The organism is Phenylobacterium sp., from assembly GCF_020402505.1.
Taxonomy (GTDB): domain Bacteria; phylum Pseudomonadota; class Alphaproteobacteria; order Caulobacterales; family Caulobacteraceae; genus Phenylobacterium.
Genome location: NZ_JADBZL010000096.1, coordinates 17,102 through 30,688 on the forward strand (window position 1 = coordinate 17,102; position 13,587 = coordinate 30,688).

13 protein-coding genes are annotated in these 13,587 nt (G+C 69.6%); 6 read left to right on the plus strand and 7 right to left on the minus strand.

The genetic code is table 11. The annotated features are described in order from the left end of the window. Positions 1-172 precede the first annotated feature (172 nt). A complete protein-coding gene (locus IM632_RS07335) occupies positions 173-1,393 on the plus strand; it encodes a phytanoyl-CoA dioxygenase family protein (RefSeq protein ID WP_296498797.1) in 1,221 nt (406 codons plus the stop codon). 286 nt (positions 1,394-1,679) lie between these two features. On the opposite strand, the gene IM632_RS07340 is transcribed toward IM632_RS07335, so the two are convergent. Then, positions 1,680-2,843, minus strand: a complete 1,164-nt coding sequence (locus IM632_RS07340; protein ID WP_296483303.1) for a serine hydrolase — start codon at positions 2,841-2,843, stop codon at positions 1,680-1,682. A gap of 174 nt (positions 2,844-3,017) precedes the next feature. Between IM632_RS07340 and IM632_RS07345 the strand changes: the two genes are divergently transcribed. Both IM632_RS07345 and IM632_RS07350 read left to right on the plus strand, forming a co-directional pair. Continuing rightward, positions 3,018-4,379 (plus strand): hypothetical protein, encoded by a 1,362-nt coding sequence (locus IM632_RS07345; protein WP_296483304.1) that lies wholly within the window; start codon positions 3,018-3,020, stop codon positions 4,377-4,379. Positions 4,380-4,382: 3 nt separating this feature from the next. Further along, on the plus strand, positions 4,383-4,976 hold the full coding sequence (locus IM632_RS07350; protein ID WP_296483306.1) for a hypothetical protein: 594 nt from the start codon (positions 4,383-4,385) through the stop codon (positions 4,974-4,976). A 10-nt stretch (positions 4,977-4,986) separates the two neighbouring features. On the opposite strand, the gene IM632_RS07355 is transcribed toward IM632_RS07350, so the two are convergent. From IM632_RS07355 to IM632_RS07370, 4 genes are all read right to left on the minus strand, one after another. Continuing rightward, positions 4,987-5,238 carry a CDGSH iron-sulfur domain-containing protein gene (locus IM632_RS07355; protein WP_293537498.1) on the minus strand — a complete coding sequence of 84 codons (252 nt, stop codon included), beginning with the start codon at positions 5,236-5,238 and terminating at the stop codon, positions 4,987-4,989. 87 nt (positions 5,239-5,325) lie between these two features. Beyond that, the gene (locus tag IM632_RS07360) at positions 5,326-5,973 is read right to left on the minus strand and encodes a carboxymuconolactone decarboxylase family protein (RefSeq protein ID WP_296483309.1); all 648 of its coding nucleotides are present in this window, start codon (positions 5,971-5,973) and stop codon (positions 5,326-5,328) included. Positions 5,974-5,976: 3 nt separating this feature from the next. Continuing rightward, positions 5,977-6,591, minus strand: a complete 615-nt coding sequence (locus tag IM632_RS07365; protein ID WP_296483310.1) for a VOC family protein — start codon at positions 6,589-6,591, stop codon at positions 5,977-5,979. Between the two features lie 70 nt (positions 6,592-6,661). Beyond that, positions 6,662-7,342, minus strand: a complete 681-nt coding sequence (locus tag IM632_RS07370; RefSeq protein ID WP_296483312.1) for a hypothetical protein — start codon at positions 7,340-7,342, stop codon at positions 6,662-6,664. Between the two features lie 171 nt (positions 7,343-7,513). Here IM632_RS07370 and IM632_RS07375 point away from each other — a divergent pair, with 171 nt between their 5' ends. Next, positions 7,514-8,275: an SDR family oxidoreductase gene (locus tag IM632_RS07375; protein WP_296483314.1), complete on the plus strand. Its 762-nt coding sequence runs from the start codon at positions 7,514-7,516 to the stop codon at positions 8,273-8,275. On the opposite strand, the gene IM632_RS07380 is transcribed toward IM632_RS07375, so the two are convergent. Then, positions 8,259-8,909, minus strand: coding sequence for a TetR/AcrR family transcriptional regulator (locus IM632_RS07380; protein ID WP_296518756.1), 651 nt, complete (start codon positions 8,907-8,909; stop codon positions 8,259-8,261). The two genes, IM632_RS07375 and IM632_RS07380, sit on opposite strands and share 17 nt — an antisense overlap. A gap of 99 nt (positions 8,910-9,008) precedes the next feature. Here IM632_RS07380 and IM632_RS07385 point away from each other — a divergent pair, with 99 nt between their 5' ends. Further along, positions 9,009-10,088 carry an efflux RND transporter periplasmic adaptor subunit gene (locus IM632_RS07385; RefSeq protein ID WP_296502506.1) on the plus strand — a complete coding sequence of 360 codons (1,080 nt, stop codon included), beginning with the start codon at positions 9,009-9,011 and terminating at the stop codon, positions 10,086-10,088. Beyond that, complete coding sequence (locus IM632_RS07390) at positions 10,085-13,162, plus strand: efflux RND transporter permease subunit (protein WP_296552175.1); 3,078 nt, start codon at positions 10,085-10,087, stop codon at positions 13,160-13,162. The genes IM632_RS07385 and IM632_RS07390 overlap by 4 nt, the downstream gene beginning before the upstream one ends. A 105-nt stretch (positions 13,163-13,267) precedes the next feature. On the opposite strand, the gene IM632_RS07395 is transcribed toward IM632_RS07390, so the two are convergent. After that, positions 13,268-13,587 (minus strand): amidohydrolase family protein (locus IM632_RS07395; RefSeq protein WP_296552176.1); only part of this gene is annotated, 320 nt, incomplete at its 5' end.

The following is a 13,587-nucleotide window of genomic DNA, read 5'->3' on the forward strand; positions in this document are numbered from 1 at the left end:
CAAGACCTGCCCCGGCGTCAGGCAGGCGACGAAGATTCGAGGGGCTCCGCCGCCAGGGTCGGACGGCGCCGCGGTGTCGAGACCAGGACCGTACGAAACCGCGCTTTACAGGCCGACCAACCGGTTGTTCAAATTACCCCCGGGAAGCTCTGCAGGATCAGGAGGACGCACCATGATCCCCGTTGAATTTACGCCCGAGGCCGTCGAGGCGGCTTCGCAGGACGCCTTCCTGCCCTACAGGGCCTTCCTCCGATCCGGCGAGCCCTACGCCTCCATCGCCCGGCACAATCCCTGGACCAAGGTTCCCGCCGCCCGGTCCGAGCTCGAATGGGGCCAGGGCTGGTATTACGACACCACGGTCGCCCGGAAACACCCGGACTGGCGCGACCAGACCCTTCCCCACCCGACCCGCGACATGGACCAGCTGAGGCGCGACTTCCACGCCTGGGGCTACTGCCTCATCGCCGACGCCCTGTCCGCCGACCAGTGCGCCCGGATCCGCGAGCGGGTGGTGGACCAGGCCGCCGCCGAACGGGACCTGGGCGTCGCCTACCTGAGCCCCGCCCAGCAGCACGTCTGGTCGCTGGTCAACAAGGGGGAGATCTTCCGGTTCTGCCTGGAGCACGACCCCGAGGCGGTCCAGGGCGGGCCCATGATCGAGCGCCTCCTCGACGAGTTCATGGGCCCCGGCTGGCAGCACTACAGCTTCCTGTCGAACATCTCCTATCCCGGCTGCCATCCGCAGGGCCTGCACCGGGACCAGTCCTTCCCCGCCCCTTACGACCTGGGCGGCGCCCCCGCCCTGGTGAACACCATCTCCTACCTGCAGGACGTGGACGAGGTGAACGGCGGCACCCTCGTGATTCCGGGCTCCCACCGCAGCAATGGCCGCGACGGCGAGACCTATGGCGCCCTGCCCCGCCCCGTGAACCTGGAGGCGCCCGCAGGGACGATCATGCTGATGGACGGTCGCACCCTGCACGCCGGGGCGGTCAACCGGTCGGAACGGCTGCGCTACATCCTGACCAACTCCGTGGTCCGGCCCTGGGTGCGCCAGCAGGAGGCCTTCCTGCTCAGCGTCCGCCCGGAGGTGCTCGGGAAGGCCTCGGAGAAGCTCCTCTACCGCCTGGGTTTCTCGGCCCACTCCAGCAACAGCATGGTCGAGGGCTACGGCTATTTCGGCAGCGGACGGGCGGGGGACCCCAACGGCGCCATCGTCCACGCGCGCCGGGCCATGGACAGGGGCGAGTACGCCTGGATGGGCGAGCTCTCCCGCGAGCGCTCCACCGCCGCGGACGTCGAGGGGCTGGGCCTCACCCGGATCCAGCAGGAGCACGAGCCCGCCCGGACGGAGCGCTACGCCGCCGCCGTCAGCCGGATCACCGCCCTTTAGCGAACGGACTTGGGGACAACGGCGCCCCCGCAGACCCCCTCCGGCCCGCTTCGCGGTCCACCTCCCCCTGGAAGGGGGAGGAATTACGATAACCTAATTGCTCCCCATCAGGGGGAGCTCCGGACGAAGTCCGGTGAAGGGGTGCAACGGCCCCTCCGAAGACCCCCTCCGGCCCGCTGCGCGGGCCACCTCCCCCTCAAGAGGTGGAGGAATTACGGAGCCATTGCGCCCCTGCGGGGGAGCTGTCGGCGAAGCCCGGTGAGGGCGCTGCGGCCTCGCAGCCGCCCTAGGGCCTCGCCTCGGCGTCCAGCTGGGCGGCGATGGCGGCGATCAGGGCGTCCTGGCGGGCCGATCGGGCCGGGTTGGTCGCCTCGGGCCAGGCGCTGGAGATCACCACCACCAGCTTCCGGGCGGGGTCGACATGCAGCCGCTGGCCGAAAATGCCCAGGCCGTTGAAGACGCCGTTGGGCTCGGTCCACCACTGATAGCCATAGCCGAAGCGGTCGTCGGTCGGCGCATGCCCGCGGGTGGCGTCGGCGATCCAGCCCTCGGGAAGTACGGGCCCCGAGGCGCCGATCCCGCCGGTGCGGAGAAACTCGCCCACCCGGCCATAGTCGCGCAGGGTCATGGACAGGCAGCAGCCGCCCGCCTCCTGGCCCCGCTCGTCAATCATCCAGAGGGCGTCCTTCTCCATGCCGTAGGGCTTCCAGATCTTCTCGGAGAGATAGGCCGAGAGCGACTTGCCGGTGGCCGAGGTGACCAGCACGCCGATCAGGTTGGTCTCGCCGGTCTTGTAGACCCACTTTGCGCCCGGGGCGGCCTCGCGCGGCAGCCTGCGCATGTAGCTGACGGTGGAGTCGAGGCCCGGGTCAGCCGGGGTCGAGAACAGCAGGGCCACGTCGCTCTTCGCATCCGTATAGTCCTCGTTCCACTTCACCCCTGAGGTCATGGTCAGGAGCTGTCGGACGCTGACCTGGTCATAGGCGCTGCCCTTGAGGCCGGGGATGTAGCGGGTGACCGCATCGTCCAGGCTCTGGATGTAGCCATCCTTCACCGCCGCCCCCACCAGGGTCGAGGTGACCGACTTGGCCACGGAGAAGGACGTCCAGCGCCCCTCCGGGCCATAGCCCAGGCCGTAACGCTCCAGCCGCACCTTGCCGTCCTGCAGGACGAGGATCCCGGCGGTCTTCTCCCGCGCCATGTACTCCGCCAGGTCGAAAGTCCGTCCACCGACCCGGGCCACCGCAAGGGGCGCGCCCGCCGGGAGTTCATGGACCTGATCGCCCCGCGCCGCCGTGCTCATCGGGAAATAGGCCTCCATCTTCGGGAAGCCCGCCTCTTTCTGCGCCTGCGACCAGAAGAGGACCGAAGCCGGCGGCGGCGGCTTGTCGGCGGCGACGGCGGGTAGTCCGGCCAGGACCAGGCCGGCGGCGAGGATGAGGGCGCGCATGGGGGGCTCCGGGGAGAACAGTTGGATTGAGGGCTATCGCCCGGAGGGCGCCGCGGCAAGGGACTCGCCCGCCGGTGGGCGCGCCAGAGCAAATGTTCTTTGTTTGTTCTTGTTCAATCCACGGATCGGGGAGAAGCTCGTCACATACGATCCTCCGTTCCCGAAAGGAAAACGATGTCAAAAGGACCTTCCCATGGCCGTTCAGGCGCCCTGGACGATATCACCGACTGGATGCGTCAGCGCACCGAGGCGGTGGCTGCAAGGGTGAGGCCGCAGGCCCGCGCCCTGGGTCACGAACTCTTCAAGGCCGCGATCCGGACCGGCGCCGCCATGCCTATGACGACTCCCATCGCGGTGGCCCTGGCGGGCGCCCAGGCGCTGATGCAGGAGCGTCGAGGGGCTCCGCCCCCTCCGGCCCGCAGCCGGAAGCCCCCCATCCCCATCACGCGCGCGTCGCCGGCGCAGCCCAAGCCGGCGACGGCGACGGTCACCCGACAACCCGCCCAGCCCCTGGTCTCCAGCCTGGCCGCCGGGGCCCGGGGCGCCAGCGACGCCTTCACCTTTGGCCTGGGAGATCATCTGGGGGCGGGACTCTCCGCCGCCGGCGGAATGATCCAGGGGCGCGACTTCGTGAGCGGCTACCAGGAGGGAATGGCCGCGGCCCAAGCTCAGGATGAGGAAGACTGGAGGCTGCATCCCTATGCCCGGGCGACAGGCGGAGTTGCGGGAACCGGCGCCAGCCTGCTGGTCGCCTCCCCCTTGGCCCTGGGCCGGGCCGCTGCCGGAGGCGTCCGAATGGCGGCCCTGGCCGACGTCCCTCGCCTGAAAGCGGCGGCGGGCCTCGTGGGCGGGGAGGTCGCCGGGCTGACCGGTCTCGGCGCGGTGAATGGCGCAGTTGGTCAGGTGGTCATGGATCATGCCCTGGGAAGGGGGAGTTCGGCCTCCGACACGGCGGGCGCGGCGCTGGGTGGCGCGGTGGGAACCCTGGGCCTGCTCGCGTCCCGTCGTCCGCAGGCGTCCGCCGCTCTGGGCGGCGCAACAACATCCATGACCCAGGATCTCCTTGGCGGGCGACCTATCTCGGTCGACGAGGCCCTTCAGTCGGCGGGGCTTAGCGGAGCGATCGGCGGTTTTGTCGCCCCTATGGTTTCAACCCGGGTCAACCGCCTGCGGCCTTCCGAGAAGGGAAATCTGGGCGAGATGCTGTCCGAAGGACGCTCGTACCTCCGTGGCGACGCGCCCCGGGAAGGCGCCAAGCCCCGAGTGCCTGTCGGCGGCGGGAAGGTAGCGATTCCCGATCACCAGACCCAGTCCGGCCTCTACGTCGAGGCCAAGTTCGGACCCAGCGCCGACCTCACCAAGAACCAGAAGAAGGCTTTTTCTCTCGACCCGGACGGTTTTCGGCTTGATCATTTTCTTCCGCAGGACGTGGGCGCGGCGACCGCCGCAATCGCGTCCAATCTCGCCATGACGGCGTCACGTCCGCGCGCGAAGACGGACGGAGCACGTTCGCAGAACAGATCGAGAGGGAGGTAGAGTATGGGTGTGGTTGCAGACTATCTGGCCGTCCGGACGTCAGACGCGGAGGCGCTGCTGGAACAGCTGGGCGTTGGCCATACGGGCCAGACTGGTGACTGGAGCGGAGCCTATTACGCCGGTCGGGCCTTCGAGACCGGATGGTACGTCCTGGTCATTCAGAGGCGCATCTTCGACGCCGACCGGGACCTGCCGGCTCTGGCCGAGGGGCGGGAGATTGTTCACGTCTATGTGGACGACGTGGTGATGCACAGCACCGCCGTCCTGCTGAAGGACGGCCAGGTCGTCTGGCGGGTCACCTCCGACGCCGACGAGGGCTATTCCGAAGAGGGCGAGCCCCCGGCGGGCCTGGCGCCCATCCTCGCCGAGCTTCGGCGCAACGAGGCGGAACAGGACCCGGACGAACCGCAGGTCGACTATGTCTTTGACGCCCCGATCGAGGCCGCCGCCTTGGTCACCGGCTTCCGCGGTCTGGCGGACACCCACGACCCCGCCCTGGGCGCGGGCTTTGAATGGCTTGAGCCGCCGGCCAAACCGCCCCGGGTCGGCCTCTTCACCGCTCTGGCCCAACTGTTCGGACTGGGCCGGAAGGGCTGACGCCCGCCGCCTAAAGCTTGTTGTGTGTCCCGTCGCAGAGCGGGGCGCCGGCGGTCTGCTTGCAGGCGCAGAAATAGACGGTGCGGCTTTCCGGGGCCTCCCACTTCTGGGGCAGGAAGTCCGTGCCCTCGCGCAGGTGGGCGCCGTCGCAGAAAGGCTGGTTCTTCGACAGGCCGCAGGTGCACCAGAAGTACGCCTTGCCGGCCTCGACCTCGACCGGAATGGGGGCCTTGCCCGCTACGACCGCCTTCTTGTCCGCCATCTCGCCTCTCCGTGCTGGCCCCTCCTGAAGGGACGAGGGAGAAGGTTAGCTCTATCCCAGGATGGCCGGAAGCCCTTGCCTTTCGACTCAGCGACGGTCCGGGCGCGCGCTCAGGAAATCCGCCGCCGAGAAGCCCTCGGGCGCAGCGACCTCGACGATGGGATCGTCCCGGTCGTCGAACTCCAGCCTGAGGGCCCGGGTCATGACGGCGTGCATGCCGTAGAGGGCGGTGATGTAGGTGAACTCCAGGATCTCCTCATCGCCCCAGAAGGCGCGCAGGGCCTCGAACACCTCGGGCGGCGTCCGGCCCGAGCCGGTCGTGAGGCAGTCGGCGTAGGCCAGGACCGCCCGCTCCTTTGCATCAAAGACGTCAGAGACGGTCCAGGCGGGGATGGCGGCGATCTTGTTCTCCGGCACGCCCAGGCCCCGCAGGGACTTGCAGTGCTGGGAGAAGACGAACTGGCTGCCGTGCGCCCAGCCGGCCCGGGTCTGACCCAGCTCGCGCAGGACCGGGTCGATCTTGCGGTCGGGATGGCGGTAGACGCCGAAACCCTCCACCGCGTGGCGGAAGATGTCGGGCGCCAGGGCGAAGACGGTCCACCAGTCCCCGGGCGTGCCGGTGGCGGTGCCGGGCTCGGCCACCGGGTCCCGGCCCGGGCCGAACAGCAGGTCGTAATAGCGGTGGATCAGGTCAGAGCTGACCTCGGCCCGGGGAACCTGGCGCAGGACGGGCATGGCTCAGCCCCCTGTCCGGGCGGTCTGGATGGGGGCGCCGGCGGCGTCCAGCACTAGACCCTGGCTGCGGCCGCCATCCGCCGTCGCCGCCTCGTGCTCCACGTCCGCAGGCCCCATGGGCCGGGTCCAGGCGGCGAACTCCAGGCAGACCCCGTCGGGGTCGAAGAAATAGACCGAACGCACGAAGACCTCGTCCGTCACCTCGGCGCTGATCTGGAAGGCCGAATTGTCGTGGTTGAAGACCGGCGAGACCTCGATCCCCTTGGCCTTGAGCCGCTCGACATAGGCGTCGAACTTTTCGACCGGCACGTTGAAGGCCAGATGGTTCATCGAGCCGTGGGCGGTGACCAGCCCTCCCTCGTGGGGCAGGGTGCGCGGCGAGGAGACGCCGGGGACGTGCGCCGGGGCGTCCGGGAACCAGAAGAAGGCCAGGCAGTCCCCGTTCCCGATATCGAAGAAGAAGTGCTGGCCAGACTTCATGGGCAGCTCGATGGTCTTGACCAGGGGCATGCCCAGGACGTCGCGATAGAATTCCACCGTGCGGGCCATGTCCCGGCAGACGAGGGCGATGTGGTTGACGCCACGGATCTCGAACTCGGTGTTGACGGGAGCAGGCATGGGCGGGGTCTCTCCAACTGCAGGTCGCGGGCCAAGGCTGATCTCTCGAACCGGCGCCGTCAAATCCCATTCAGCCGCCGGTCCGCCGACAGCAGCCGGCCAGGACCTCGCCCGAAGGCGTGGTGACGACCGCTTCGAACGGGTAGGCGAGATCGGACATTCCGTCCGAGCACCCGGCGGCCCGGCGGATCACTACCGCCTGTCCCGGCCCCCTTCCCATCCCGGTCAGGCTCTGGACAAAGACCCGCGGATCACCCGAGGCGCCCCGTCGCGCGCCGGCCTGCAGGAGACTGTCCGCCTGTCCCGGGCGGCTCATCCGCGCCCGGCCCGCCGTCAGCCTGAGGCCCCAGAAGGGCTCCGTCCCCGCGCATTGAAGGGCAAAGGGTTCCGGGTCGGCTGCGCCGGGGGCCAGCCGCGCGGCGGCGGCCCAGGCCGGTCGGGCGTTCGGTCCGGCGGACAGGACCTCCCACAGATCGCCCGCTTCGCCCTGCGCCCATCGCCCCGTCAGGACGAGGCCGCGGGCGCCGGGGGCCAGGGTCCCGGCCGCCGGCGAGCCGGCATGAGGGCTCTCCAGCAGCACCAGCGGCCCGGTCCCTGCGACGGTGTAGCGGAAGGCGGGATCCGGGCCGGTCGCGGCCGGTCCCAGGCCGCCCAGGCACAGGACGGCGAGACCGGCGGTGAAGGCCCTGCGCCACGCGCACGGCCGGCCGGCGCCCGTCCTCCCGATCCCCGTCGCCTCGGGTCCTGACATTCCGCCTCTCCGGGTCCGGCCCCCAGCCTGGGCCACCTGTTCGCCATTTCCGCGGAAAGGCTCGTCGCACGCCGACCGCCGCTGTCAAGCGAGGGACCGCGAGAATCCCCCTGACCCGACCGCCCGCGTCGGCTAGGAAGGAGAAAATCCGGGGCGGAGGAGACCAGGGCCATGCAGATCGATCTTTCCGGGCGCGTCGCCCTTGTCACCGGCGGAGGCCGGGGCATCGGTCGCGCCATCTCCCTCTTCCTGGCCGAAGCCGGCGCCGACATCGCCGTCAACTACCGCTCCGACGCCGAGGCCGCCGAGGAGACCGCCGCCGAAATCCGCGCCATGGGCCGCACAGCGCGCACCTACGCCGCTGCGGTCGAGGACTTCGACCAGGACGCCGCCATGGCCGAGGCCGTGGTCCGCGACTTCGGGGGGGTCGACATCCTGGTGAACAACGCCGGCATCGCCAGCCGCGGCCAGTCGGTGGCCGATACGGACCCGGCCGAGATGGAGCGGGTCGTCCGCGTCCACGCCTTCGGCCCGCACTATCTTTGCAAGCTGCTGATCCCCCAGATGCGCACCCGCGGCCGGGGCGACATCATCATGATCTCGTCTGTCGCCACCATGGGCATGGCGGCTCGCGGCGGGCCCTACAACATGGCCAAGGCGGCCATGGAGGCCCTGGCCCTCACCGTCGCCAAGGAAGAGCGCGCCCACGGCATCCGCTGCAACATTGTCGCCCCGTCCCTGACCGTCACCGAGATGGGCAAACGCCTGACCAAGGCCACCACGGGCATCGCCGACATCCATGAGTTGGACGCCCGCTCACCCTTCGGCCGGGTCTCGACTCCTGAGGACGTGGCCGCCGCGGTGACCTGGCTGGTCTCGTCCGCCAATCCCTACGCCAACGGGCAGAAGGTCAACATCAACGGCGGGGGGTGACGCCTTCAGGCTGAAAGAGACCATCCGCCAGCATGTCGAGGTACCGGGTGATGAGGGTTTCGCGATCTGCCCAGGGAAACTCCCGCCGGGCGAGCCACAGCGAGACCAGGCCGTGCAGTCCCGCCCAGAGCGTCTGGGCCAGCAGCCGCGCCTCGCCGGGCCGGGTCAGGCTCCTGGAGACCAGGCGCGCCAGGCGCTCCTCGAAGCACTGGAAGGTCTTCAGTCCCGCCGCCAGGATGCGTGGATCCAGGGTCTCAAAGCGGGATCTGCGCTTCTCCAGCATGAAGGCCATGCGATAGGCGTCCGGCTGTTCCAGTCCAAAGTCGATATAGATCCGGCAGAACCGCAGGAAGGCGGCGCGATCCGTCATCGCGTCTGCGGAAAGGGCGCTCATGCGCTGTTCGAGTTCGCTGAAGGCCCGCTCGGACAGCTCCGTCAACAGGTCGTCCCGGTTTCGGAAATGGGCGTAGAGCGCAGGCTGCGAGATCCCGACCGCCCCGGCGATATCCCGCGTCGAGACGGCCATCACTCCGGACTGTGAGAACAGACGCAGGGCGGCGTTGAGGATCTCCTCGCGGCGTTCAGGTCCGCGCCCTCTCGGCTTCCGGGTCGACCGACCTTCCACAGGAATCATGACGTCGAATTCACCTCACCTAAAGCCGGGTCCAGCTTGACAAGGAAGCTTTCCTTATCAGTGATAAGCGAAGATTGATAGCTTTACTGGTGCATCGCCATGGCCCCGCCCCTCCGACGCCTGCGGTCTCCCACCGCCCTTTCGGCGTTGCTGGCCTCCGGTCTTCTGGTCCTCGGGGCCTGCAGCCCTGCCGGTGATCCGGCCCCGCCCCCGCCCCCGGCGGTCGAGACCGCCCTCGTGGAGCCGGACGGGTCGGGCGGCGGCCTGACCGTCAGCGGCGCCCTGGAGCGGCAGCGGGAGATGAACCTGTCCTTCCGGGTCGGGGGGGTGATGACGGCCCTCAACGTCGATGCCGGAGACCCGGTGTCCGCCGGTCAGGTGCTGGCCCGGATCGATCCGGCGGCGGTGAACGCCCGGGTCACCCAGGCCGGGGCGGACCTGGAGCGCGCCCGCCGGGACCTGCGTCGGGACGAAGCCCTCTTCGCCCAGGGATATGTCAGTACGCAGCGGCTGGAGGATCGCCGCACCGCCGTGACGGCCGCTCAGGCGGCCTATGACGCCGCCGCCTTCGACGGTCGATGGTCGCGGCTGATCGCACCCGCCAGCGGCGTGGTCCTCGAACGGCTGGCCCAGGCCGGCGAGGTGGTCCAGCCGGGTCAGACCGTCCTGCGGATCGCCGATCTCTCCAGCCCCCTCGTTCTGCGCGTTCCGGTCGCCGATCGCGACATTGGCCGGGTCTCCGTCGGACAGCAGGTCAAGGCCATGATCGACTCCCTTCCAGGCGAAGCGCTCGCTGGACGGGTGGTGAGGGTCGGCCAGGGTGCGGACCCTCGCACCGGCGCCGTAGCGGTGGAGATCGAGGTGCCTGGCCGGCCCGATCTGCGCAGCGGCCTGACCGCCAAGGCGGTCTTCCCGGCCGCCAGCGGGGTTCAGGACGTCGTCCGGGCGCCCGCCGAAGCCGTGATCGAGGCCAGCGGCCAGAAGGCATACGTCTTCCGCCTCAAGGGCGACCGGGTGACCCGTACACAGGTCGTCTTCCTGGGCTTTGACGGCGACCATGCGCGCCTTCGCGGTCTTGCCGCGGGCGACCGGGTGGTCACCGCCGGCGGCGGCTTCCTCAGCGATGGCGAGCGCGTCCGTATCGCCGACGCCAGCGCCCTGTCGGGCGCTCTCAAATGAACCTGGATATCGCCGGCTTCGCGGTTCGCCGCTGGCAGTTCACCCTCGTCGCCTTCGCCCTGCTGGCGGCCCTGGGGATCAACGCCTTCCTTTCGACACCGCGGTCGGAAGACCCGCACTTCCCCCTGCCGATCGTCATCGTCCAGGCGGTCCTGCCCGGCGCCGAGCCGGCCGAGGTGGAGCAGTTGATCGTCGATCCTATTGAAGAGGCCATCGATGGCCTCGATTCGGTCGACCAGTTGCGCTCCACCAGCCAGGATGGCGTTGGCGTCGTGGACGTGGAGTTCACCTACGACGTCGATCCCGAACGGAAGTACGACGAGGTGGTGCGCGAGGTGAACGCCCTGCGCCCGACCCTGCCGGACGGGATCGTCCGCCTGGAGGTCCGCCGAGCGCGGACCACTGAGGTGGCCATTGTCCAGGTGGCCCTGGTCAGCGACACCCTGCCCATGCGTCGGCTTGAAAAGGCTGCGGAGCGCCTTCGCGAGGACCTCGCCCGGACGCCGGGCGTCCGACAGGCCCGCTACTGGGGTGCGCCAGCCTCGGAGGTGCGGGTCTCCCTTGACCTGGCCAGGCTTGCGGCGCTCCAGCTCCCCGCCACCGCGGTCACCGACGCCCTCAGGGCGCGAGGCGCCGAAGCCCCGGTGGGCGCCCTGCAGGCGGGCGATCGCCGGTTCAACGTCAAGACGGGCGGCGCCTTCAAGACGCTCGAATCTGTGGCGGATACACCGGTGCGCAGCCTTGAGGGGCGTGTCGTCCGGGTCCGCGACGTCGCCGAGGTGGCCTGGGCCCAGGACGAGCCCGGCCATCTGGCCCGGTTCAATGGCAAGCGGGCGGTGTTCGTCACCGTCACCCAGAAGGACGGCGAGGATGTCGGCCAGATCACAGCCCGGGTCCAGCAGGCGCTGGACGCGCACGAAAAGACCCTGCCGGCCGGCGTGAAGCTGGAGCGCGCCTTCTTCCAGTCAGAGAATGTCGATCACCGTCTAGGGAAACTGTTCCGCGACTTCGGCATCGCCGTCGGTCTCGTCCTCATCACCCTCCTGCCGCTCGGCCTGCGGGCCGGGGTGGTGGTGATGATGTCGATCCCGCTGTCCCTGCTGATCGGCCTCGCCCTGGTCCAGGCCTTCGGCTTCACCCTCAACCAGTTGTCGATCGCCGGCTTCGTCCTGGCCCTCGGTCTCCTGGTCGACGACAGCATCGTTGTGGTCGAGAACATCGCCAGGCGCATGCGGGAGGGCGAGGACCGCATCACGGCGGCGATCAACGGAACCCGGCAGATCGGCCTAGCGGTCGTCGGCTGCACCGCTGCTCTCATGTTGGCCTTCCTGCCGCTGATGGCCCTGCCCGGCGGCTCGGGCGCGTTCATCCGGTCCCTGCCGGTCACAGTCCTCGCAACGGTCGGCGCCTCGCTGGTGGTCGCCCTGACCATCATCCCTTTCCTCGCCAGCCGCATCCTGTCGCGTCATGAAGATTCCGAGGGGAACGCGCTGCTGAGGGCTGTCAATGGCGGAATCCAGCGGTTCTACGCGCCCGTCCTGCACGCAGGGCTCGCCCGGCCGCTCCTGACCACGGCGCTGATCCTGGGGTTGTGTCTGACCGCCATCCCCATGGTCCGGGCCATAGGCACCAGCCTCTTCCCGCCGGCCGAGACGCCCCAGTTCCTGGTCAGGGTCGAACTTCCCGACGGGACCGCCCTGACGCGCACCGAACAGGCCCTGCGTTATGTCGATGGTGTCCTCGCCCGGGAGCCCGAGGTCGCCTGGCGGGCGGCCAACCTCGGCCGCGGAAATCCGCAGATCTTCTACAACCAGCAGCAGCGGGAGAGCAGCGCGGCCTATGCGGAGGTCTTCGTCGGCCTCAAGGCCTGGAAGCCCGGCAAAAGCGAGGACGTCGTCGCCCGGCTGCGCGATGGCTTCGCCCAGTATCCCGGGGCCCGGATCACCCTGGTCCTATTCGAGAACGGCCCTCCCGTCGAGGCGCCGATCGAGGTCCGCCTGACCGGCGAGCGGCTGGAAGTGCTGAAGGCGGGCGCCGACCGGATCGAGCAGATTCTCAAGGCGACCCCCGGGGCGCGCGACATCAGCAACCCCCTGCGGGTCGAGCGCACCGACCTCGACCTCGGCCTCGATGAAGCTAAGGCGGCGACCCTCGGCGTCGCCCCGGGGGCGGCCCGGCGCACCGTCCGGCTGGCCCTGAGCGGCGAGGAAGCCGCCCGTTTCCGGGACGCCGATGGCGATGACTACTCGGTCAAGGTGCGCCTGCCCATGGAGTCAACAGGCGTCGGAGACCGGAATGAACTCGACGCCCTCGGCTCTGTCTACGTGCCCACCGCGAACGGAGGGGCGACTCCCCTCTCGACCCTCTCCGCGCCGACGCCCGTGACCGGGCCGGCCCGGATCGACCGGTTCGAACGGGAGCGGACCGTGACCATCTCGGCCTTCCTCGAACCCGGCGCTCTCGCGTCAAAAGTGAGCGTGGAGGTCGAGCGCCGCCTGGCGGATCTCGCCCTGCCCCCGGGCTACAAGCTGAGCTATGGCGGGCAGGCGGAGGCCCAGTCGGAAAGCTTCTCGGGCCTGGGCGCCGCCGTCACCATCGCCATCCTCGGCATCCTGGCCGTCCTCGTCCTGGAGTTCGGGCGGTTCAAGAGCGCTCTGGTGGTGGCCGGCATCATCCCGCTGGGCCTGTTCGGCGCGGTCTCCGCCCTGGCCCTGACCGGCAACTCCCTGTCCTTCACCGCCGTCATCGGGATCATCGCCCTGATCGGGATCGAGATCAAAAACTCGATCCTGCTGGTCGACTTCACCGAGCAGCTGAGGCGCGAGGGCGTCCCCCTGCGTGAGGCGATCGAACGCGCCGGCGAGGTGCGCTTCCTGCCCGTCCTGCTGACCAGCGTGACCGCCATCGGCGGCCTGATCCCCCTGGCTCTGGAGCGGTCGGGCCTCTACTCGCCCCTGGCCATCGCCATCATCGGCGGCCTGGTGTCTTCCACCCTGCTCAGCCGTATCGCCACGCCCGTGCTCTACTGGCTGGTGTCGCGGGGCGAGGCGGAGGGGGCCCTGCAGCGCGCGTGAGGATCGTCCCTCGGCCTGTGCGAGCACGAAGCCCCGCGCGCGGAATGTCTCCGCCCCTTGCAGAGAGGGCGCGCACTGCCGTCAAATGGGGACGGAGGCGGGTCCTCAGACCCTCTCGCAGATGCGTCCGGCTTTCGCCGCAGTGTAGCCGGCCGGGGTCCAGGCGAGTTCGCCGTTCACCAGCACCGCTTCCACGCCCACGGAGTCGCGGGTATAGCGCATGCCCTCGCCCGGCATGTCGAAGACCGGGCGCTCCTCGCCGCGGCCGATCCGGTCGGGATCGAAAACGACGATGTCGGCGGCCTGGCCGGGGACGAGGCGGCCGCGGTCCTTCAGGCCCCAGATGTCGGCGGTTTCGCCGGTGATCTTGGCCACCGCCTGCTCCAGGCTCAGCGCCCCGGTCCCGCGGACGAACTCGCTGAACA